Genomic DNA, 19,179 nt, shown 5'->3' on the forward strand with positions numbered 1-19,179 from the left:
CGACTATGGATCAGTCACCTTACTGACGGGTAGTCCAGTAAGTCGATGCTTCCCAGCGAATTTGAGGAAAAGGTATGAGACGCAGCTCACAGGTTGTCAGCCCGCCACGAAATGTGACGGGCCTGTGACCTGCTGGTGGGAGCTTGGCGATCATGGGAGAGGTTCTTGTGACAGGGGCGACCGGCGGAATCGGCGGGCCGCTGGTCGAGGCGCTGGTCAAGGCGGGTCGTCGGGTCGTGGCCGCGGGGCGCGGTCCGGCGGGGAGCACGGGCGGCGTGCGGACGGTCGAGATGGATCTCGCCCGGCCGGGAACGCTGGCGGCCGCGCTGGGCGAGGTGGCGGAGCTGGACGCGCTGATCCACTGCGCCGGGATCTCGCCGATCGCCGCCGTCGCGGACGCCGGTCCCGAGACGTGGGAGCGGACCTTCGCGGTGAACGTGGCCTCCGCGGCCGAGCTGATCAGGCTGACCCTCCCGGCGCTGCGGCGCTCGCGCGGGCACGTGATCCTGGTCAACGCCTCGCCGGGGATGCGGGCCGTCCCCAGGTGGTCGGCCTTCGTGGGCAGCAAGGCGGCGCTGCGCGAGCTGGCGGACTCGCTGCGGCAGGAGGAGGCGGCCAACGGGGTGCGGGTGACGACGGTCTATCCGGCGGGCACGGCGACCGAGAGGCTGCGAAAGACCAGGGCGGGCCTCGGCAGGCCGCACGAGCCCGAGGCCTGCATCCAGCCCGAGACGCTCGCGTCGATGATCACCTGGGTGCTGGCGGCGCCGCCGGACTCCTACGCCTGCGAGCTGGCCGTCCTGCCCACCCCGCGCTGACCCCGGAGAAACCAGAAGCCCGGCCGTCCAGATGGACGGCCGGGCTTCGCGAGTAGCGGGGACAGGATTTGAACCTGCGACCTTTGGGTTATGAGCCCAACGAGCTACCGAGCTGCTCTACCCCGCGTCGTGAAACAAACTCTACCGTACGCGGGGAGTGCTCGTGTCAGCTCGACAGCAGCGCGGCCATCCACCCCTCGACCTCGTCGGGGTGGCGGGGCAGGCCCGCCGACATGAGCCTGGCGCCGTCGGAGGTGATGACCAGGTCGTCCTCGATCCGCACGCCGATGCCGCGGAACTCCCCGGGCAGCGTGAGGTCGTCGGACTGCAGGTAGAGGCCGGGCTCGACGGTCAGCACCTGGCCCTCCTCGAGCACGCCGTCCAGGTAGCTCTCCGCCCTGGCCTTGGCGCAGTCGTGCACGTCGAGGCCGAGCATGTGGCCGCTGCTGCAGACGGTGTAGCGGCGGTAGAGGCCGCTGTCCATCAGCGACGAGGGGGAGTCCTTGAGCACGCCCCACGCGTGCAGCCCCTCGCAGATCACCCGCATCGCCGCGAGGTGGAAGTCGCGGAAGCGGGCGCCGGGCCTCAGCGTCTCGATGGCCGCGCTCTGCGCCTCGTAGACCAGCTCGTACACCTGCCGCTGCACAGGGCTGAACCGGCCCGACAGCGGCAGCGTCCTGGTGATGTCGGCGGTGTAGAGCGAGTCGGTCTCGATGCCGGCGTCCAGGAGCAGCAGGTCGCGCGAGGACAGGCGGCCGTCGTTGCGGATCCAGTGCAGCACGTTGGCGTGCGCGCCGGAGGCGACGATGCTGTCGTAGCCGACCGCGTTGCCCTCGAGCCGCGCCCGCAGCCCGAAGACGCCCTCCAGGTAGCGCTCGCCGCGTACCTGGCCCAGCGCCTCCGGCACGGCGCGCACCACGTCCTCGAAGCCCCTGCTGGTCGCGTCGACGGCGAACTGCAGCTCGGCGATCTCCCATTCGTCCTTGAGCAGCCGCATCTCCGACAGGAACGTCTCCAGCTCCGCGTCTCCCTGACCGCGCTCGACCGCGGCGTCGACGGAGGCGTCCACCCCGCGCAGCACCCTCGCGGGCCCGTCGAGCGAGAGCCTGCCGATGTGCGCGCACTCGATCCGGTAGAGCTGCTGCGCCTCGTCCAGGTCCGGACGGCGGCCCACCCAGAACTCGCCGTAGCGCCTGTCGCGGTAGAACTCCTGGCTGCCCGCGCGCGGCGAGCGCGGGCGCAGGTAGAGCACCGCCTCCCCGCTCGGCTCGATCACCAGCACGTCGTCGGGCTCGGTGTCGCCCGTCAGGTAGGCGAAGGCGCTGTGCGTCCTGAAGCGGTAGTCGCTGTCGTTGCTGCGCGCCTTCAGCGAGCCCGAGGGGATCACCAGCCGCTCGCCGGGGAAGCGGGCGGCCAGCGCCGCGCGCCGCTTGGCCGTCCAGGGCGCGACGGACAGCGCTTCCAGGCCGGTGTGCCTGGTGTCGGCCCAGCCGGTCTCCATGAAGGCGGCCAGCGCGTCGGTGATGGGCAGGTCGTGGCTGCCGGTGTTCAGCTTCTCGGACATGCGGATCCCTGGACTAGGTAGTGGTATTTCACATGGTACGGCTCTCGCGTCCTCCAGCACCCTAACCGGAAAATCAGTGCCGCTCGTGATTGGGCCCCGCATGAGAAGGGCAGGTCACATGTACCTACAGCCAAGGTGGTGGTCCATGCTGATCGGGACGATCCTGCGGAACAAGGGATCGGAAGTGGCGACGGTTCGCCCTGACGCCACCGTGCGGGAGCTGCTGGCCAGTCTCGCCGAGCACAACATCGGCGCGGTCGTCGTCTCCGACGACGGCTCGACGATCGCCGGCATCGTGTCGGAGCGCGACGTGGTGCGCAAGCTCAACGACAGGGGCGCGGGCGTCCTCGACGCCACGGTCGCGGAGATCATGACGTCCGAGGTGCGCACCTGCGCGCCCGACGCCAACGTCGACGACCTGCGCAGGACGATGACGACGCACCGCATCAGGCACGTGCCCGTGATCGACTCCGGCCGCCTGGTGGGCATCGTCAGCATCGGGGACGTGGTGAAGAGCGCCATCGAGGAGCTCGAGACCGAGAAGGCGTCACTCGTCGACTATCTGCACCGCTGACCGGAGGCGGGGGACATGGCACGCTTGTCCCCGTGACGTACGGCCACCCCCCGCCACCGCGCGCGTCGAGCAGCCCCACGCTGATCCTGCTGGCCTCGGGGCTTGCGGCGATCGTGGGCTTCCTCATCGGCTTCCTCACCGGCCTGGGCTCGGCGGAGCCGACGACGGCTTCGCCGTACTCGCCGCCCGAGATGACGGTGACCATGGAGAGCCCCACGGAGAGCGCGCCGGAGGCGGGCGCCCCCACGGGGCAGGCGAGCCAGCCGTCCGACGCGAGCCAGCCGCCGCTCGGCAGCGCGACTCCTGCGACGACTCCTCCCGCGGGTGAGCCTTCGGCCGGGCAACCTTCAGCTGGGCAGCCTACCGGCGGGCAGCCGCCCGAGGGCGGGCTGCCTCCCGGCATCGGCATCCAGGTGGTGGGCGCCGACATCCAACCCGGCACCTACAGGACCGACGGCCCCTCTCCGGGCATGCCGCTGTGCTACTGGGCCAGACTGAAGGGCACGGGTGGCGACCCGAGCGAGGTGATCACCAGCGGCCTGCCCTCAGGACCCGCCACGGTCACGATCGAGGCAACCGACAAGGCCTTCCAGAGCGGGGGCTGCAAACCATGGGTGAGACAGTGAAACTCAAGCTCGACCTGCACGACATCTACAACAAGGGCGACCAGATCGACCGCGCGCTTCGCGGCATCATCGACGAGGCGATCAGGACGAAGGCCACCGAGGTGGAGATCATCCCGGGGAAGGGCAGCGGGCAGCTGAAGAAGAAGGTGCTGCGCTTCCTCGACCAGAAGGAGATCAAGGCGCTCTACCACCGCATCGACAAGGACGCCAAGAACCACGGCCGCCTGTTCGTCTACTTCAAGCACAAGTAGCAGTTCCTACCCTCGGCCTGCGCCGGTGTACTTCGTGATCTTCATTGGGGCACAGGTGGGGCACACCCACCGTCAGCGAAGAACACATCCATTGCACGTCGAGCGCGCTCAGTGGCGTTGGGTATGAGATGGGTGCAGGTCCGGAGGGAGAAGCCGGGATCGTCGTGCCCGAGGCACCTCGGATACTGGACCTCCGACCTCGCCGCCGGCACCACCAGGCTCACCGGCAGCGGCTTCCCCGAAACCTTCTCCGGGTGCCCCTACGGCCGCTCGTTCGCCTACCACCACCTCGACTCCATCGGTGCCCACATCGAACTGGTGGATCTGAGCCGCCAGCCATCCTTCCTGGAGACCTGGCAGCCCGACGGGACACCGATGCCGGCGATCATCGAGGGAAGCAAGTGAGCTCCACACTTGCGCTTGATCACTTCTGGCGCAAGCAGCTCCTGGCGGGCGGGGTCAGGAGATCGCCGCGCCCACCAGGGTGCCGATGCCGTAGGTGACGGCCGCCGCCGCGGCGCCGAGCGCCAGCTGGCGGGCGCCGCCGAACAGCGGCGACCTGGTGGTCAGCCGGGCGACCAGCGCTCCCGTGCCGAACAGCGCCAGCCCGGTCAGCACGATCGCCACCACCACCGAGGAGAAGCCGAGCAGGAACGGCAGGACGGGGATCAGCGCCCCGACGGCGAAGGCCAGGAACGACGAGCCCGCCGCCACCCAAGGGGAGGGCAGGTCGTCGGGGTCGACGCCGAGCTCCTCGCGGGCGTGCACCCGCCAGGCCACCTCGCCGTCCCTGTGGAGCTGGCCCGCCACCTGCCTGGCCAGCTCCGGGGTGAGCCCTCGCGACTCGTAGACGAGGGCGAGCTCGCGCTCCTCCGCCTCCGGGTTGCGGGCGATCTCCTTGCGCTCCACGGCGATCTCGGCCAAGGTCAGCTCGCGTTGGGAGGCGACGGAGGTGTACTCGCCCGTCGCCATCGAGAAGGCCCCCGCGGCCAGCCCCGCGAGGCCCGTGACCGCGACGGCCGTGGGGGAGGCGCCGCCGCCCACCACGCCTGCCAGCAGCGCGGCGTTGGAGACCAGCCCGTCCATCACGCCGAAGACGGCGGGGCGCAGCCAGCCCCCGGTGACGTCACGGTGATGCTTGTGCAGTTCGGCCGGCACGTGCTACGTCCTCACGCCGCATGTCGCACTCGTCACGTTCGACCCCCATACGTCACATCTGTCGCGAAACACCAGATGCTTCATCAAGGAGTCTCGCGATGTCAATGCGATGATGCGTCCATGTCGATCCTGAGAAGTCTCCTGGCAAGCGTCCGCGCCGGCGCCGTCGAGATCATCGACCTGACCGCGCCGCTGTCCGACCGGACGCCGATCCTCCAGCTGCCCGAGCCGTTCGGGAACGCCTCCCCCTTCCGCCTGGAGGAGATCAGCCGCTACGACGACCGCGGCCCCGCGTGGTACTGGAACGACATCCACACCTCCGAGCACACGGGCACCCACTTCGACGCGCCGGTCCACTGGGTGACCGCCCGCGAGGGCCAGGACGTCTCCCAGGTCCCCCTGCGGAGCCTGATCGCCCCCGCCGTCGTGCTCGACTACTCCGCCGAGGCGGCCGAGGACCCCGACTTCCTGCTCCAGATCGAGCACGTACGCGAGTGGGAGCGGGTCAACGGGGCGCTGCCCGAGGGCGGCTGGCTGCTCTACCGCACCGGCTGGGACGCCAGGTCGGACGACGCCGCCGACTTCCTCAACCAGGGCCACTCGCCGGGAATCTCCGTCGAGTGCGCGCGCTGGCTGGCCGAGGAGAGGCCCATCATGGGCGTCGGCGTGGAGACCGTCGGCACGGACGCGGGCGCGGCGCACTCCTTCGACCCGGCCTTCCCCTGCCACTCCTTCCTGCTGGGAGCTGGCAAGTACGGCCTGACCCAGCTGCGCAACCTCGCCCAGCTGCCACCCACGGGCGCGGTCGTGCTCGCCCCTCCGCTGCCCATCGTGGGCGGCTCGGGCAGTCCGGTGAGGGTGCTGGCCCTGGTCGAACGGTGAACGTCGCCACGCTGGTCGGGCGGGTGCTGGCAGAGCTCGGCGTCGAGACGGTCTTCGGCGTGGTGGGCAGCGGCAACTTCCACGTCACCAACGCCCTCGTGGCGAACGGCGCGCGCTACGTCGCCGCCCGCCACGAGGGCGGCGCCGCCACCATGGCCGACGCCTACGCCCGCATGAGCGGCAAGGTCGGCGTCGTGTCCGTGCACCAGGGCCCCGGGCTGACCAACGCGATGACCGGCCTGGCCGAGGCCGCCAAGAGCCGCACGCCGCTGATCGTGCTGGCGGGGGAGGCGACGCAGGCGCGCTCCAACTTCCACATCGACCAGGACGCGATGGCGCGGGCCGTGGGCGCGGTCGCGCTCAGGGTCGGCTCGGCCGCGACCGCCGTCGAGGACGCCGTCGGGGCCTTCCGCGCCGCCCGCGCCGGCGCGACCGTGCTGCTCAACCTGCCTCTCGACGTGCAGAACGAGGTCGCGGGCGAGGGCGAGGTGTGGAGCGAGGCGTGGCGGCTGGTCGTCGAGAGCGCCCGCCTCGCCTCGTCCGTCCCCGTGGAGGGGCCCGCGCCCGGCGCCGACGCCGTACGGCTGGCGCGGCTGCTCGAAGGCGCGCGGCGGCCGGTGTTCGTGGCCGGACGCGGTGCCAGGCACGCGGGCGACGAGCTCCGCGCCCTCGCCGACAGGGCAGGAGCGCTGCTGGCCACCTCGGCGGTCGCCAAGGGCCTGTTCAGAGGCAGCCCATGGGACCTCGACGTCAGCGGAGGCTTCTCCTCCCCGCTGGCCGCCGAGCTGATCGCCGGCGCGGACGTGCTGGTCGGCTGGGGCTGCGCGCTCAACATGTGGACGACCAGACACGGCAGGCTGATCGGTCGGCACACCAGGCTCGTCCAGGTGGATCTCGACCCCGCTGCCATCGGCGCGCACCGGCCGGTCGAGCTGGGCGTCGTCGGAGACACCGCGTGGGTGGCGCGAGCGGTCGAGGCCGCCCTCGAAGGCCCGCCCGCCCAGGGGTACCGCACGCCCGAGCTGGCCGGGCGCATCGCGGCGCAGGTGCGATGGCGCGACGTGCCGTACGAGGAGGAGACGGGGGAGGGCAGGATCGACCCCAGGACGCTCACCATCGCCCTGGACGACCTGCTGCCGCCCGCCCGCGTCGTCGCCACCGACTCGGGCAACTTCATGGGCTATCCGGCGATGTTCCTGGACGTGCCCGACGAGCGCGGCTTCTGCTTCACGCAGGCCTTCCAGTCGGTCGGGCTCGGCCTGGCCAGCGCGATCGGCGCGGCCGTGGCGCTGCCCGACAGGCTGCCCGTCGCGGCGCTCGGCGACGGCGGCGCGCTGATGGGGATCGCCGAGCTGGAGACCGTGGTGCGGCTCGGCCTGCCGATGGTGATCGTCGTCTACGACGACGAGGCCTACGGGGCGGAGGTGCACCACTTCGGGCCCTCGGGGCACCCGATGGACACCGTCACCTTCCCTCCCGCGGATCTGGCGCGGATCGCCCGCGGGTACGGCTGCGCCGCGGTGACGGTGACGCAGCGGGCCGACCTGGACGCGGTGGCCTCGTGGCTGGCGGGGCCGAGGGACAGGCCGCTGCTGGTGCACGCCAAGGTGGGAGGCGGGCGCGGCTCCTGGTGGCTGGAGGAGGCCTTCAGGGGTCACTGACGTGGCGCGAGCCGCCTACACCTTTGCGATAGCCGCGTGCCTCCTCCGCGGAGGCCAGCACCCGCTCCAGCGGCGCGCCCGTGGCGGCGGTGACGGCGGCCGCGACCGCGCCCTCGACGAACGGCACGTCGGCGAGCACCACCTGCCCTGGCTCCTCCAGCAGGCGGGCGGTCAGCACGGAGCTGCCCAGGTCGGGGATGAGGATCACGCCCGCGCCCTGGTCCACCTCCGCGATCGCCCGCTCGACGAGGTCGACGCTGGTGCCGAGGGCGCCGTCCTCGGTGCCGCCCGCCGCCGCCACCCTGGCGCCGGCCCCGGCGATCCCGAGCGCGAGGCGGGCCGCCTCACCAGCGAGGGCGGCGCTGTGCGACACCAGCACGACCCCCACCACCCCGCTTCCTCCTGCCCCGCCGGGCGTCGTGGTCATGGGTGCAGGGCCGACAGGATGAGCGCGGCGGAGGCGGCGCCCGGGTCCTCGTGCCCGACACTGCGCGGGCCGAGATAGCTTGCCCTGCCCTTGCGGGCCTGCAGCGGGATCGTCGCCTTGGCGCCCTCGGCCGCGGCGGCCGCCGCCCTGCCGAACGCCTCGCCTGGCTTGAGTCCCTCGCGGGCGGCCGACGACAGCGTGCGCGCCGCGGGGGCGAGCGCGTCGACCATCGTCTTGTCCCCCTCGGCGGCCTTGCCCAGGCGCGTCACCGACTCCAGCCCGGTGGCGAAAGCGGCGGCCAGGTCGTCGAGCGACACCTCTGGGGCGTCGCCGAGGGACTTGCCGAGCTGGCGGAACAGCGAGCCGTACAGCGGGCCCGAAGCGCCGCCGACCCTGCGGATCAGCGTGTTGCCCACGAGCGTGAGCAGCTGTCCGGGGGTGTCGGGCGGGGTGTCGGAGAGCGCCTGCCGCACCGAGGTGAAGCCGCGGTCGAGGTTGGTGCCGTGGTCGGCGTCGCCGATCGCGGCGTCGAGCCTGGTCAGCAGGTCGCGGTTGATCGACAGCACGCGGATGATCTCCTGGATCCACGCGGTGAAGAACGTGACGTCCATTCACCGCCCCCAGCGCAGCGAGGGGGTCTGCACGGGCGCGTCCCAGAGCTCGGTGAGCTCGTCGTCGAGCTGGCACACGGTGACGGAGAAGCCCTGCATGTCCAGGCTCGTCACATAGTTGCCGACCAGCGACCTGGCCACGCGCGCTCCCTTCCCCCTGATGTAGGCCTCGACCTCGGCGAAGGCGATGTACAGCTCGATGAGCGGGGTGCCGCCCATGCCGTTCACCATGACCAGCAGATCACCGGCCAGCGGCAGGTCCCCGTGGACGGCGTCCATGGCGACGGCCGCCAGGTCGCGGGCGGAGGCGAGGGGCGCGCGGGTGCGGCCTGGCTCGCCGTGGATGCCGATGCCCAGCTCGACCTCCGTCTCGGGAAGGTCGAACGTGGGCTTGCCCGCGGCGGGCACGGCGCAGGAGGTCAGCGCGATGCCGAACGAACGGCTGCGCGCCACCACCGCCCCCGCCACCCTGGTCGCCTCCGCCAGCGGCGCGCCCGCCTCCGCCACCGCTCCGGCGATCTTCTCCACGAACAGCGTCGCGCCGGTGCCCCTGCGCCCCGCCGTGTAGAGGGAGTCCTGGACGGCCACGTCGTCGTCGACCAGCACGCTCGCCACCGCCATGCCCTGTTGGGCGCACAGCTCGGCGGCCAGCTCGAAGTTCATGACGTCGCCGGTGTAGTTCTTGATGACGTGGAGCACGCCCGCTCCTCCGTCGACCCGTTCGGTCGCCGCCACGACCTGGTCGGGCACGGGGGAGGTGAAGATCTCTCCAGGGCAGGCGGCGTCGAGCATGCCGTACCCCACGAAACCCGCGTGCAGCGGCTCGTGACCGGAGCCGCCCCCCGACACCAGTGCCACCTTGCCCACGCGGGGCGCGTCGGCGCGCCAGACCACTCGCGCCTCCACGTCCACCCGCAGGGCGGGATGGGCCGCGGCCAGACCTGTCAGCGCATCGGCGACCACGGACTCGGCGTCGTTGATGAGCTTCTTCATGCGCATGCTCCTGCCCGTTTTCCCATCGGAACAAGCGATCTGGGCTTCCAGGCCCGCGATCGACGCCGACCCCTTCCCTGTCTACGCCCTCATGCGCGCGCAAGCGCCCCGAATACCGCAATCCTGACCTGGACATCTCGGCATTGTCCAGACATGCGGATGTCCGCCCGCTGCGGTGGACGGCCGGCAGGCTCGCCGACGCCGGCGCGGGGCCGGTGGAGATCTCCGGCGGCCTTCCGTGGTCAGGGCCGAGCCCGAGGGCGAGGAGTTCCTCCTGTTCTGAGCGCTCGACGAGTGCGTTACCTTCTGCACATGGCTGAGATCGTGTACCCGCCGGTGATCGCCACCGCACGGACCCTCTTCCGGATCATGGACTACCGCTTCCATATGGAAGGGACCGAGCACATTCCGCGCTCAGGCGGAGCCGTGCTGGTCAGCAATCACATCAGCTATCTCGACTTCATCTTCGCCGGTCTGGGCGCGCTGCCGTCCAAGCGGCTGGTGCGCTTCATGGCGAAGGAGGAGGTCTTCAAGCACCGGATCTCCGGTCCGCTCATGCGCGGCATGCACCACATCCCCGTCGACCGCGGCGCCGGCGCAGGCTCCTACGCCACCGCCCTGCGCATGCTGAAGGCGGGCGAGGTCATCGGCGTGTTCGCCGAGGCGACGATCAGCAGGTCGTTCACGGTCAAGGACATCAAGAACGGCGCCATCCGCATGGCGCAGGCCACCAAGGTGCCGCTGATCCCCATGGCGCTGTGGGGCAGCCAGCGGCTGTGGACCAAGGGCAGGCCCAAGCAGCTCACCCAGCGGCACGTGCCGATCACGATCCTGGTGGGCGAGCCGCTCTACCCCAAGCGCGGCGACGACATGGGCGAGCTGACCAGCGAGCTGCACACCAGGGTGTCCGGCCTGCTCGACAGGGCGCAGCGCACCTATCCCGAGATCCCGCAGGGCGTGTGGTGGCAGCCGGCCCATCTCGGCGGCACCGCCCCCACGCCTGAGGAGGCCGCCGCCATGGACGCCGCCGAGGCCGAGCGCCGTAAGGACTAGAGCGCGGTGTTCGGAATCGTCAGGCCGTGCCGTCACGCGCTGTGCGGCGGGCTGTTCGGCGAGTGGATGGCCCATCTGTGCGGCCTGTGCCTGGCGCTGCGCGACGAGCACGGCCACCTGTCCAGGCTCGTCACCAACTACGACGGTCTGCTGGTCTCGGTCCTGACCGAGGCGCAGACCCCCTCCGCCGCGCCCCGCAGGCGCGCGGCCCGCGTGCGCGCTGCGCGGTTTCAGGGGCGCCGACGTCGTCCAGGACCAGGGCGCACGGCTGGCCGCGTCGGTCTCGCTGGTCCTGGCAGCGGGCAAGGCGCGAGACCACGTCGCGGACGGCGACGGCCTCTACCGCCGGCGCCTGGTCGCGGCGGCGGCCGAGCGCGTGGCCACGCGATGGTCGAGCGCCGGCGGCCGTACGGCGCAGGAGCTCGGCTTCGACCCCGCCCCGCTCACCCGCGCGGTGGAGGAGCAGGCCAGGCTGGAACGCCTGCCCGGCTTAGGCCTGCTGGAGCTGACCGCGCCCACCGAGGAGGCGGTCGCCGCCGCGTTCGGGTACACCGCGACGCTTGCGTGCAAGCCTCACAACCGGCCGGCGCTGGAGGAGGCGGGCCGCTTCTTCGGCCGCCTGGCCCACCTGCTCGACGCGGTGGAGGATCTGCCCCGCGACCGGGCGGCGGGCGCCTACAACCCTCTCACGGCCACCGGGACCGACCTGGCGACCGCCAGGCGCCGCTGCGACGACGCGCTGCTCGGGCTGCGCATGGCCGTGGACGAACTGGACCTGGAGCGGCGCGCCCTGACCAGGGCGCTGCTGGTGCGAGAGCTCGGCCATGCCGTCAGCCGGGCCTTCGCGCAGAGCGAGCAGGAAAGCCCCGAGCGCACCACGAAGCGGCCCGCCGATCCCGGAGGGCTCCTGTCGCTGGCGTGCACGTCGCTGAGCTGCTGCACCTGCGGCATCTACCGCCCGGAATGGGACGAGGAGCACGACAAGAGCTGCTGCTCGCGCTTCGACTGCAGCGGCTGCGACGCCTGCGGCAACTGCAGCAACTGCGGTGAGTGCTGCTCGTGCTGCGGTGACGGCTGCTGCTGCGAGGGCTGCGGGTGCGACTGCTAGCCGCGCCTCAGATGGCCTCCTGGTAGGTGCCGGCCGAGCGGACGCTGGCCAGCATCCCCGCCGCCTGCTGCGGCGAGGGACGGCGCGCGGGGTCGTGGTGCAGCAGCCCCTCGATGATCGGCCGCAGCATCCCCGCCCTGCGCGGCCTGGGGAAGCCGCCCTGGCGGTACAGGTCGAGCACGCTCGCCGCGTCCTTGCCGGGGTAGGGCGGGCGCCCCTCGACCGCGCTGTAGAGCGTCGCGCCGAAGGACCACATGTCGCCCTCCTTGGTCGCGATGCCGCCCGACAGGCGTTCGGGCGCCATGAAGGCGGGGGTGCCGCGCAGCCCGCCCGAGCGGGTGGAGGTCAGGTCGGCCTCGGCGGTGGCGATGCCGAAGTCGGTCAGCACCACCCTGTCGCCGGTCAGCATCACGTTGGCGGGCTTGACGTCGCGGTGCAGCACGCCCGACTTGTGGGCGTGGCGCAGGGCGCCGAGGAGGTGGCGGCCGAGGCCGGCGACCGAGGTGTCGGGCAGGGTGCCGACCTGGGAGAGCAGGTCGTGCAGGGACAGGCCCTCCAGGAACTCCATGACGATCCAGAGCCGCCCCTGCTCCTCGACGAGGTCGTGGACGGTGACGATGCTGGGATGGGTCAGCCGTGCCGCCAGCCTGGCCTCGCGCAGCACGCGCCTGCGCACCGCCTCGGCCTCGCCGACCAGCGTCAGCTCCTTCAACGCCACCTCACGGTGGAGAAGCTGGTCGAACGCGCGCCAGACCACGCCCATCCCGCCCCGGCCGGCCTGCTCGCCCAGCCGGTACCGTCCGCCGATCTCCCGCATGTCATCCCCTCGTCGCTAGGGGTAATCATGTCAAATGATCGCGAAGGATATGCCGCCTCGGCTGATCTAGATATGGGCGTGTTTATGGGGATGCAGGTCAGAGCGGTAGAAAGACCGAGTCGGAGTCCCAGATCACTTTTCCCGACGGGTCGAGCAGGACGGCGTTGCCGTCGTCGCGCAGGATGAGCTCGCTTCCCTGGCCGCCTGCCGTACCGGATCTGAAGGAGACCAGGTGGCGTCTGCGGTCACGGGCGCTGCGGTAGACCACCAGCGCGCCCTCGGGCTGGAGCAGGCAGACGCTGCCGGGCCGAGGGGTGGTCATCCTGGCCCTGCGCCTGGGGACGCCCTGCTCGGAGATGGTCAGCACGCCCTTGTCGGTGATCTCCATGGTGTGCACGCCGTTGGGGGAGCGGATCGGGAAGCCGTGCTCGATGGACTCGAAGCTTCTGATCCTGTTGTAGGAGGCCTGCCTGATCTCCGTGCCGGTGCACGGCGACCAGACGGGCCTGCCGTCGGGGCCGTAGACGACCAGGTTGCCGTCGTCGTGCAGGACCAGGCTGGAACCTTCGGGGTGGCGGAAGGCCGGCTCGGGCCAGACCACGCCCTGGGCGTTGGCCACCCTGAGTGAGCGCTTGCGGTCCATGGTGAGCTTGCCGCCCTGCACCCAGTGGTCGGTGGCCCACAGCGGCGTGCCGTTCTTGTCGCTGGGCAGCGTGCCCTGGTCGTACAGGACGAGGTTGCCGTCCTTCTGGTACTCCAGCTTGAACTCGCGCCAGCCCTGCGCGCTCTTGCGCGACAGGAGCCTGTCGCCCGGGTTCATCGACTCGCCTGACTTCAGTAAGCGGGTTCGCTCGGCCATGTCACTCAGACAGCCACAGGTACGGCCTTGCGGGCAAGGGCCCTGGAGACAAGGGGCATGACCGCCAGGCACATCACCACGGCGCCGACGAAGACGACCTGCAGCCCCGCCAGGCCGCCGACGACGCCGCCGAGCGCCGCGCCGACCGGCTGGCCGCCCATCCCGATCAGGCGGTAGGCGGCGTTGACGCGGCCGAGCAGTTCCCCGGGGATGATGCGCTGGCGCAGCGAGACGATCAGCACGTTGGTCGCCGCGCCGGAGACGCCGAGCAGGGCCGCCGTCACGTAGACGGCGGGGACCACGGGGACCAGGACGGGCACCAGGAGCGTCAGGCTGTTGAGCGTGCAGACCGTGAGAAGCGTCCTGTTCTCGCCGAACAGGTCCGCGAGCCGGTTGGCGAGCAGGGAGCCGGTGACGGCGCCTGCCGCCAGGACCGCCATGACGACGCCGTACTGTCCCGAGGTCATGCCGATCGCGGACTCCTCGCCGACCGCCCACAGCACGAACACCGCGAAGTAGGCGGCGTTGCACAGGTTCAGCACGCCGGCTCCGATGGCCAGGTCGCGGACCGTCCGGTGGCGCATCAGGTACCGCAAGCCGGTGGCGATGTCGGCGCGCAGGGGCGCGGTGGAGACCTTCGCAGGGGTGAAGGCGCCGCGCATGCCCAGCAGGAGCAGCCCGGCGGCGGTGTAGAGCAGGGCGGGCGCGCCGAAGACGGCCATCGGCGCGACGCCCACCAGGAGCGCGGCGGCAGGGCCCCCGACGAAGTTGTTGCCGACCGTCTGCGCGGCGACGATGCGGCCGTTGGCCCTGCCGAGGGACTCCTTGCCGACGGTCATCGGCACGATGCTCTGCGCCGAGGTGTCGTTGAACACCTCGCACGCCCCCGCCACCAGCAGGATCGCCACCAGCAGCGGCATGCTCAGCGCGTCCATGGCCACGGCGGCGGCCGTGGCGGCCAGGGCCGCGGCCCGGACGAAGGAGGTGAGCACCATGATCCGCCGGCGGTCCGACCGGTCGGCGATCGCCCCCGCGTGCAGCGCCAGCAGCAGCCACGGCAGCGTGGTGGCGACGCCCACCAGCGAGACGAGCGCGGGGTCGCGGGTCAGCGTGATGGCCAGCAGCGGAGCCCCTGCCAGCAGCATGCCGTCGGCGAGATTGGCGGAGGTGGCGGCGGCGAGCAGGTATCGGAAGGAGCGGCCCACGGACTATCCTCTTTGCATAGGAAGTTGTGCATAGATTTCTTTGCAAAGATAAGGCTGCACACAGTGGAACGCAAGACCACGAGGGAACTCGACGCCCAGGCGCTGAAGGCGTTCACCCATCCGGTGCGGATGCGGATGTACGAGCTGCTCGAGGAGCACGGCGCGGCCACCGCGACGATGCTGGCCGCGCGGATCGACGAGAACACCGGCGTGACCAGCTACCACCTGCGGCAGTTGGCCAAGCACGGTCTCATCGTCGAGGTGCCGGAGAAGTCGAGGGGCAAGGAGCGGTGGTGGCGCGCCGCGGGCTTCAGCACCGACACCGACAGGTTCAGAAAGGACCCCGCGACGGCCGAGGCGGCGGAGGTGCTCATGGCGGGCATCGTCCGACAGCGCAACACCGAGCTGCTGCGCTGGGTCGAGCAGTCGCGCGAGGCCTCACGGGACTGGATCGAGGCCACCACGCACACCAGGCGGTCGATGCGGCTCAACCGCGAGCACCTGGCCGAGCTGGGCAGGCGTGTGCAGGAGCTGATCGACGCGCTGGACGACGACGAGGAGGGAGAGCACGTCGTCATCCACTTCGACGCCTTCCCGCTTCGGCGCGATCACGACGGTTAGCGCGGCGACCGGCCCAGAACCTCCGCCAGGCAGGCGCGCAGCCGGGCGAGGGCCTCGTCGAGCCGGTCGGTGGGGATGGCGCCGAAGCCCAGGATCAGGCCGGGCCGTACCGCCTCGGTCTGGTAGTGGCCGGCCAGCGTCCACACCGCGACCTCCTTGTCCAGGGCCAGCGCCGCCACGTCCAGCAGGTCATGGACGCCGCCGGTTCGGGCGAAGGCGCTGACGTGCAGGCCCGCCGCGGCGGGGACCGGCTCCAGCCACGGGGCCAAATCCGTGGCCAGCGCGGCCAGCACCCTGTCGCGGCGCACGTGGTACTCACGGCGGGCCCTGCGCACATGGCGGGCCAGCGCCCCTTCGTCGATGAAGCGGGCCAGCGCCGCCTGACTCGGCAGCGCGGTGTGCCAGTCGGACAGATGCTTGGCCGCCCGTACGGCACGCCGCAGCGAAGGCGGCACGACCAGGAAGCCCATCCGCAGCGTCGGCAGCATGGTCTTGGAGAACGAGCCGAGGTACAGCACCCGGCCCGCGCGGTCGAGACCGTGCAGCGACTCGACGGGACGTCCCGTGTAGCGGAACTCGCTGTCGTAGTCGTCCTCGATCACCGCGGCTCCCTCGGCCTCGGCGCGGGCCAGCAGCTCCATCCGGCGGGCCAGCGTCATCGGCATGCCGAGCGGGCACTGGTGCGAAGGGGTCACGTAGATCATCCGCACGCCGCGGGGGACGGCCTCGACGACCAGGCCGTCGCGGTCGACCGGCACCGGCACGACCCGGGCGCCGAGCGAGGCGAACAGCCTCCTGGCCATGCCGTACCCCGGTTCCTCCACCGCGACCCGCTCGCCAGGCTCGACCAGCACCCTGGTCACGAGGTCGAGGGACTGCTGGGTCCCCGTGGTGACGACGACGTGGCCCGCGTCGGTGCGCACGCCGCGGGACAGGCCGATGTGCCTGGCGATCGCCTCGCGCAGAGCGGGCAGCCCGAGCGGGTCCCCGTGCGTCGCGGGGCCGACCGCCGAGGCGCGCAGCTCCGCGGTGAGGACCCTGCGCCAGGTCTGGTACGGGAACAGTCGGGCGTCGACGGAGCCCGGCCGCAGGTCGAACCTGGCCCGTACCGCGCTGAGGTCGGGAGGGTCGGCTGCCCGCTCCCACAGGGGTCTGGCCCGCAGTGCCTGACCGGCAGGGCCGCCGTCTGCCGCGCTCTGGCGCACCGCCGCGCTGACGTAGGTGCCCGCCCCCGTGCGGGTGACGAGGAAGCCCTCTCCCGTCAGCCGCTCGTAGGCCGTGCACACCGTGTTGCGGGAGACCTGCAGGCGCCGGTGCAGCTCCCTGCTGGAGGGCAGCGGGTCGCCCGGCCTTAATCGCCCGTCCAGGACGGCCTGCCTGATCTGCCGGTAGATCTGCCCGGACAGGTCGCTCCTGTCCAGGCTGACGTGCAACTCCATGGCGGCGAGCCTACGGCGTCGAGATCGCGGCGTGACCGGCCCTGGCCAGGTGGGAGCGGATCGGCCCTGTCCCCGCGCCGCCGGCCCTCCTAGCGTCGGTGTCGTTTCCGACATCATCGAGGGGCGTGATGGACTCACTGTCGCGAAGGACAATGATCACGGGCGGAGCCGTGGCGGTCGGGAGTTCGGCCACGGCGTGGGCGGCGGGACGCGCCGCCGCCGAGGAGAGCCGGGGATGGGAGGCGCAGGCGAGCACCGTGCGTCCTGACGACCCTCGCTACGCCGACCTGCGCACGGGGTCGAACCAGCGCTGGATGGGCAGGCCCGAGTACATCAGGGTGGCCGGCACGACCGCGCACGTGGTGCAGGCCGTGACCGAAGCGGTCAAGGCGGGCAGGCGCGTGGTGGCGCGCAGCGGAGGCAACTGCTTCGAGGACTTCGTCACCAGTCCCGACGTCCAGGTCGTCGTCGACCTGTCGCAGATGAGGGCGATCTCCTACGACCGCGCCATGCGGGCGATCGCGGTGGAGGCCGGGGCGCTGGTCGGCGACGTCTACAGGACGCTGTTCACCCGCTGGGGTGTGGTGATCCCCGCGGGCATCTGCCAGAACGTCGGTATGGGCGGGCACGTGGTGGGCGGCGCGTACGGCGCGTTGAACCGCCTGCACGGGCTGGCGGTCGACCACCTGTACGCCGTGGAGGTGGTGGTCGTCGGCAGGTCGGGCGCGGCCAGGGCGGTCGTCGCCACGAGGGAGCCCGACGATCCCCACCGCGAGCTGTGGTGGGCGCACACAGGGGGAGGCGGGGGCAACTTCGGCATCGTCACCCGTTACTGGTTCCGCACGCCGGGGGCGAAGGGCGACGATCCTGCCGCGCTGCTGCCGAAGCCGCCTCCTGAGCTGCTGCTCCACGTGCAGAACTGGCCGTGGGCGGGCCTGACCCAGGAGGGATTCACCAGGCTCGTGCGCAACGCGGGCACGTGGTTCGAGGCCAACAGCGCGCCGGACTCGCCGTACAACAGCCTCTTCAGCCACCTGAGGCTGACGCACCAGGCGCACGGGACCGTCACCCTGGCCGCTCAGCTGGACGCCACCAGGCCGGACGCCGAGAAGCTGATGAGCGACTTCACCGCGGCGATCGGCGAGGGCGTCGGCGTCGCCGCGCGGCAGACCCAGCACCGCACGGTGCCGTGGGTGCACGGCGTGTGGTGGAACGGCTTCGCGGGGACCAATCCGAACGACAGGGCGAAGTACAAGTCGGCCTACCTGCGCAGGGGTTTCACCGACGATCAGATCGCGGGCATCTACCGGAACCTGACCCGCGCCGACTACCAGCCGCACCTCGGCTCCATGGTCCAGCTTGCCGCCTACGGAGGCAGGGTGAACACGGTCGGGCCCGAGGCCACGGCGGTGCCCCAGCGCGACTCGGTGGTGAAGGTGATGTTCGCCTCGGTGTGGCAGCCCCCCGCCGACGACGCCAAGCACCTGCAGTGGATCAGGGAGTGCTATCGCGACACCTTCGCCGCCACGGGCGGCGTCCCCGCGCGCGGCGGGACGACGGACGGCTGCTTCGTCAACTACGCCGACGTCGACCTCAACGACCCGCGGTGGAACAGCTCGGACCAGCCGTGGCACGAGCTGTACTACGGCGGGAACTACGCCAGGCTGCGGCAGGTGAAGACGCGCTGGGACCCGCGCGACGTCTTCCGTCACGCGCAGTCGGTCCAGCCGCTGTCCTGACCCTGCGCCCGTCCGCGAGGGTCCTCAGCCTGCCCGGCCCGAGCCCCTCGCGCCCGTGGCAGGAGGTTCGGGGGCGCGCGCCCAGCGTTCGGTGAAGAGCCCGCCGCTGGGCGCGCCGCCGGGCAGGGGCTCGGTGTGGACGGCGCGCAGGCCGTCCACGGCGATGGTCACGAGCCGCGCGCGAGCTTCCATGGCCGCCCCGACGAGGTCGTCGCGGCCCTGCTTGCGCAGCTGGTCGAGCAGGGGAGAGGTGCCGAGCTGCTCGATCAGCAGGGAGATGTCGACGGCGGTGACGTCCGCCCGCAGGACCCCCGCCTCGTGCGCCCTGGCGACCAGCGCGGCCAGCAGCTCATCGCCCCTGGCGCTGCTCGCCGCCATCTGCTCGGTGACCTCGATGGTGCCGGCGACCGGCGACAGCGATCCCTGGCCGAACTCCACGCACGCCGTGATGAAGCCCTTCAGTCCGCGCCAGGGGTCGTCGTCGGCCAGGCCCCGCTCGGCGGCCTCGTTCCAGTGCTCGAGCGAGAGCGCGGACAGCCGCTGGAAGAGCTCCTCCTTGGTGCGGTAACGGCGGTAGAGGCTGCCGATCCCGACGCCTGCCCTGGCGGCGATCGAGGCGACCGAGGCATGGGCGCCGTCGGCGGCGAGCACCTCGCGCGCGGCCTGCAGAAGGGCGCGGTCGTTGCGTTCGGCCTCGGCCTGACGCCTGCCGCGGTTCCCGGGTGCGCTCATGTCGCTCATCCTATCGATCGCGGAGTGGATTGCTCCGCTCG

21 protein-coding genes, 1 tRNA gene and 1 pseudogene are annotated in these 19,179 nt (G+C 71.6%); 12 read left to right on the forward strand and 11 right to left on the reverse strand.

The features are described 5' to 3' along the window. Nucleotides 1-152: 152 nt before the first annotated feature. Nucleotides 153-818, forward strand: coding sequence for an SDR family NAD(P)-dependent oxidoreductase (locus FHR33_RS40460; protein WP_183659317.1), 666 nt, complete (start codon nucleotides 153-155; stop codon nucleotides 816-818). Nucleotides 819-871: 53 nt separating this feature from the next. Here the strand turns inward: FHR33_RS40460 and FHR33_RS40465 are convergent. Both FHR33_RS40465 and FHR33_RS40470 read right to left on the reverse strand, forming a co-directional pair. Then, nucleotides 872-945, reverse strand: a tRNA-Met gene (locus tag FHR33_RS40465). Between the two features lie 39 nt (nucleotides 946-984). Further along, nucleotides 985-2,382 (reverse strand): aminopeptidase P family protein, encoded by a 1,398-nt coding sequence (locus tag FHR33_RS40470; RefSeq protein WP_183659319.1) that lies wholly within the window; start codon nucleotides 2,380-2,382, stop codon nucleotides 985-987. Between the two features lie 145 nt (nucleotides 2,383-2,527). On the opposite strand from FHR33_RS40470, the gene FHR33_RS40475 reads away from it, so the two are divergent. The 4 genes from FHR33_RS40475 (at nucleotide 2,528) to FHR33_RS40490 (ending at nucleotide 4,238) form a co-directional block, all read left to right on the forward strand. Beyond that, nucleotides 2,528-2,956, forward strand: a complete 429-nt coding sequence (locus tag FHR33_RS40475; protein ID WP_183659321.1) for a CBS domain-containing protein — start codon at nucleotides 2,528-2,530, stop codon at nucleotides 2,954-2,956. Between the two features lie 32 nt (nucleotides 2,957-2,988). After that, complete coding sequence (locus tag FHR33_RS40480) at nucleotides 2,989-3,582, forward strand: Rv1352/Rv1906c domain-containing protein (RefSeq protein WP_183659323.1); 594 nt, start codon at nucleotides 2,989-2,991, stop codon at nucleotides 3,580-3,582. Beyond that, on the forward strand, nucleotides 3,579-3,833 hold the full coding sequence (locus FHR33_RS40485) for a Smr/MutS family protein (protein WP_183659324.1): 255 nt from the start codon (nucleotides 3,579-3,581) through the stop codon (nucleotides 3,831-3,833). Before FHR33_RS40480 ends, FHR33_RS40485 begins: the two co-directional genes overlap by 4 nt. Nucleotides 3,834-3,956: 123 nt before the next feature. Next, nucleotides 3,957-4,238 (forward strand): hypothetical protein, encoded by a 282-nt coding sequence (locus tag FHR33_RS40490; protein ID WP_183659326.1) that lies wholly within the window; start codon nucleotides 3,957-3,959, stop codon nucleotides 4,236-4,238. Nucleotides 4,239-4,292: 54 nt separating this feature from the next. On the opposite strand, the gene FHR33_RS40495 is transcribed toward FHR33_RS40490, so the two are convergent. Further along, nucleotides 4,293-4,991: a VIT1/CCC1 transporter family protein gene (locus tag FHR33_RS40495; protein WP_312895960.1), complete on the reverse strand. Its 699-nt coding sequence runs from the start codon at nucleotides 4,989-4,991 to the stop codon at nucleotides 4,293-4,295. 120 nt (nucleotides 4,992-5,111) lie between these two features. On the opposite strand from FHR33_RS40495, the gene FHR33_RS40500 reads away from it, so the two are divergent. Together FHR33_RS40500 and FHR33_RS40505 are read left to right on the forward strand one after the other, a co-directional pair. Beyond that, on the forward strand, nucleotides 5,112-5,873 hold the full coding sequence (locus FHR33_RS40500; protein WP_183659328.1) for a cyclase family protein: 762 nt from the start codon (nucleotides 5,112-5,114) through the stop codon (nucleotides 5,871-5,873). Next, nucleotides 5,870-7,534 (forward strand): thiamine pyrophosphate-binding protein, encoded by a 1,665-nt coding sequence (locus FHR33_RS40505; RefSeq protein WP_183659330.1) that lies wholly within the window; start codon nucleotides 5,870-5,872, stop codon nucleotides 7,532-7,534. The genes FHR33_RS40500 and FHR33_RS40505 overlap by 4 nt, the downstream gene beginning before the upstream one ends. Here FHR33_RS40505 and FHR33_RS40510 read toward each other — a convergent pair. Genes FHR33_RS40510 through dhaK form a run of 3 tightly spaced genes read right to left on the reverse strand, consistent with a single transcriptional unit; the run spans nucleotide 7,521 to nucleotide 9,565 of the window. Continuing rightward, on the reverse strand, nucleotides 7,521-7,961 hold the full coding sequence (locus tag FHR33_RS40510; protein WP_183659332.1) for a PTS-dependent dihydroxyacetone kinase phosphotransferase subunit DhaM: 441 nt from the start codon (nucleotides 7,959-7,961) through the stop codon (nucleotides 7,521-7,523). The genes FHR33_RS40505 and FHR33_RS40510 overlap by 14 nt on opposite strands. Next, entirely contained in the window at nucleotides 7,958-8,572 is a 615-nt protein-coding gene (gene dhaL, locus FHR33_RS40515; protein ID WP_183659334.1) for a dihydroxyacetone kinase subunit DhaL, read from the reverse strand. The genes FHR33_RS40510 and dhaL overlap by 4 nt, the downstream gene beginning before the upstream one ends. Continuing rightward, nucleotides 8,573-9,565, reverse strand: a complete 993-nt coding sequence (gene dhaK, locus FHR33_RS40520; protein WP_183659336.1) for a dihydroxyacetone kinase subunit DhaK — start codon at nucleotides 9,563-9,565, stop codon at nucleotides 8,573-8,575. It lies immediately after the preceding gene. A 312-nt stretch (nucleotides 9,566-9,877) separates the two neighbouring features. On the opposite strand from dhaK, the gene FHR33_RS40525 reads away from it, so the two are divergent. The 3 genes and pseudogenes from FHR33_RS40525 to FHR33_RS40530 all read left to right on the forward strand — a co-directional run bounded on the left by FHR33_RS40525 (nucleotide 9,878) and on the right by FHR33_RS40530 (nucleotide 11,726). Beyond that, nucleotides 9,878-10,618: a lysophospholipid acyltransferase family protein gene (locus FHR33_RS40525; RefSeq protein ID WP_183659338.1), complete on the forward strand. Its 741-nt coding sequence runs from the start codon at nucleotides 9,878-9,880 to the stop codon at nucleotides 10,616-10,618. A gap of 66 nt (nucleotides 10,619-10,684) precedes the next feature. Further along, nucleotides 10,685-10,732: pseudogene (locus FHR33_RS52170) on the forward strand (hypothetical protein); the annotation flags it as partial. 154 nt (nucleotides 10,733-10,886) lie between these two features. Next, nucleotides 10,887-11,726: a DUF5685 family protein gene (locus FHR33_RS40530; RefSeq protein ID WP_281388522.1), complete on the forward strand. Its 840-nt coding sequence runs from the start codon at nucleotides 10,887-10,889 to the stop codon at nucleotides 11,724-11,726. A 7-nt stretch (nucleotides 11,727-11,733) separates the two neighbouring features. Here the strand turns inward: FHR33_RS40530 and FHR33_RS40535 are convergent, their stop codons facing one another. From FHR33_RS40535 to FHR33_RS40545, 3 genes are all read right to left on the reverse strand, one after another. Then, nucleotides 11,734-12,543: a serine/threonine-protein kinase gene (locus FHR33_RS40535; protein ID WP_183659340.1), complete on the reverse strand. Its 810-nt coding sequence runs from the start codon at nucleotides 12,541-12,543 to the stop codon at nucleotides 11,734-11,736. 97 nt (nucleotides 12,544-12,640) lie between these two features. After that, nucleotides 12,641-13,402, reverse strand: coding sequence for a hypothetical protein (locus FHR33_RS40540; protein WP_183659342.1), 762 nt, complete (start codon nucleotides 13,400-13,402; stop codon nucleotides 12,641-12,643). Nucleotides 13,403-13,407: 5 nt separating this feature from the next. Further along, a complete protein-coding gene (locus tag FHR33_RS40545; RefSeq protein WP_183659344.1) occupies nucleotides 13,408-14,607 on the reverse strand; it encodes an MFS transporter in 1,200 nt (399 codons plus the stop codon). Between the two features lie 63 nt (nucleotides 14,608-14,670). Between FHR33_RS40545 and FHR33_RS40550 the strand changes: the two genes are divergently transcribed. Continuing rightward, nucleotides 14,671-15,228, forward strand: coding sequence for a winged helix-turn-helix domain-containing protein (locus FHR33_RS40550; RefSeq protein ID WP_183659346.1), 558 nt, complete (start codon nucleotides 14,671-14,673; stop codon nucleotides 15,226-15,228). Here the strand turns inward: FHR33_RS40550 and pdxR are convergent. Then, nucleotides 15,225-16,667, reverse strand: coding sequence for a MocR-like pyridoxine biosynthesis transcription factor PdxR (gene pdxR, locus FHR33_RS40555; protein WP_183659348.1), 1,443 nt, complete (start codon nucleotides 16,665-16,667; stop codon nucleotides 15,225-15,227). The genes FHR33_RS40550 and pdxR overlap by 4 nt on opposite strands. A 128-nt stretch (nucleotides 16,668-16,795) precedes the next feature. Between pdxR and FHR33_RS40560 the strand changes: the two genes are divergently transcribed. Then, nucleotides 16,796-18,406, forward strand: coding sequence for an FAD-binding oxidoreductase (locus tag FHR33_RS40560; protein ID WP_183660596.1), 1,611 nt, complete (start codon nucleotides 16,796-16,798; stop codon nucleotides 18,404-18,406). Nucleotides 18,407-18,430: 24 nt separating this feature from the next. Here the strand turns inward: FHR33_RS40560 and FHR33_RS40565 are convergent, their stop codons facing one another. Further along, nucleotides 18,431-19,138, reverse strand: coding sequence for a TetR/AcrR family transcriptional regulator (locus tag FHR33_RS40565; RefSeq protein ID WP_221241435.1), 708 nt, complete (start codon nucleotides 19,136-19,138; stop codon nucleotides 18,431-18,433). Nucleotides 19,139-19,179: the final 41 nt, after the last annotated feature.

This window comes from Nonomuraea dietziae (assembly GCF_014195505.1).
Taxonomy (GTDB): Bacteria; Actinomycetota; Actinomycetes; order Streptosporangiales; family Streptosporangiaceae; genus Nonomuraea; species Nonomuraea roseola.

What these genes read in the sequence shown, in the direction of transcription:
- FHR33_RS40490 (WP_183659326.1), top strand. Translation starts at nt 3,957, where the DNA reads ATGAGATGGGTGCAGGTCCGGAGGGAGAAGCCGGGATCGTCGTGCCCG.
- FHR33_RS40525 (WP_183659338.1), top strand. Translation starts at nt 9,878, where the DNA reads ATGGCTGAGATCGTGTACCCGCCGGTGATCGCCACCGCACGGACCCTC.
- FHR33_RS40460 (WP_183659317.1), top strand. Translation starts at nt 153, where the DNA reads ATGGGAGAGGTTCTTGTGACAGGGGCGACCGGCGGAATCGGCGGGCCG.
- FHR33_RS40500 (WP_183659328.1), top strand. Translation starts at nt 5,112, where the DNA reads ATGTCGATCCTGAGAAGTCTCCTGGCAAGCGTCCGCGCCGGCGCCGTC.
- FHR33_RS40560 (WP_183660596.1), top strand. Translation starts at nt 16,796, where the DNA reads ATGGACTCACTGTCGCGAAGGACAATGATCACGGGCGGAGCCGTGGCG.
- FHR33_RS40565 (WP_221241435.1), bottom strand. Translation starts at nt 19,138, where the DNA reads ATGAGCGCACCCGGGAACCGCGGCAGGCGTCAGGCCGAGGCCGAACGC.
- FHR33_RS40475 (WP_183659321.1), top strand. Translation starts at nt 2,528, where the DNA reads ATGCTGATCGGGACGATCCTGCGGAACAAGGGATCGGAAGTGGCGACG.
- pdxR (WP_183659348.1), bottom strand. Translation starts at nt 16,667, where the DNA reads ATGGAGTTGCACGTCAGCCTGGACAGGAGCGACCTGTCCGGGCAGATC.
- FHR33_RS40510 (WP_183659332.1), bottom strand. Translation starts at nt 7,961, where the DNA reads ATGACCACGACGCCCGGCGGGGCAGGAGGAAGCGGGGTGGTGGGGGTC.
- FHR33_RS40540 (WP_183659342.1), bottom strand. Translation starts at nt 13,402, where the DNA reads ATGGCCGAGCGAACCCGCTTACTGAAGTCAGGCGAGTCGATGAACCCG.
- dhaK (WP_183659336.1), bottom strand. Translation starts at nt 9,565, where the DNA reads ATGAAGAAGCTCATCAACGACGCCGAGTCCGTGGTCGCCGATGCGCTG.
- dhaL (WP_183659334.1), bottom strand. Translation starts at nt 8,572, where the DNA reads ATGGACGTCACGTTCTTCACCGCGTGGATCCAGGAGATCATCCGCGTG.
- FHR33_RS40470 (WP_183659319.1), bottom strand. Translation starts at nt 2,382, where the DNA reads ATGTCCGAGAAGCTGAACACCGGCAGCCACGACCTGCCCATCACCGAC.
- FHR33_RS40535 (WP_183659340.1), bottom strand. Translation starts at nt 12,543, where the DNA reads ATGCGGGAGATCGGCGGACGGTACCGGCTGGGCGAGCAGGCCGGCCGG.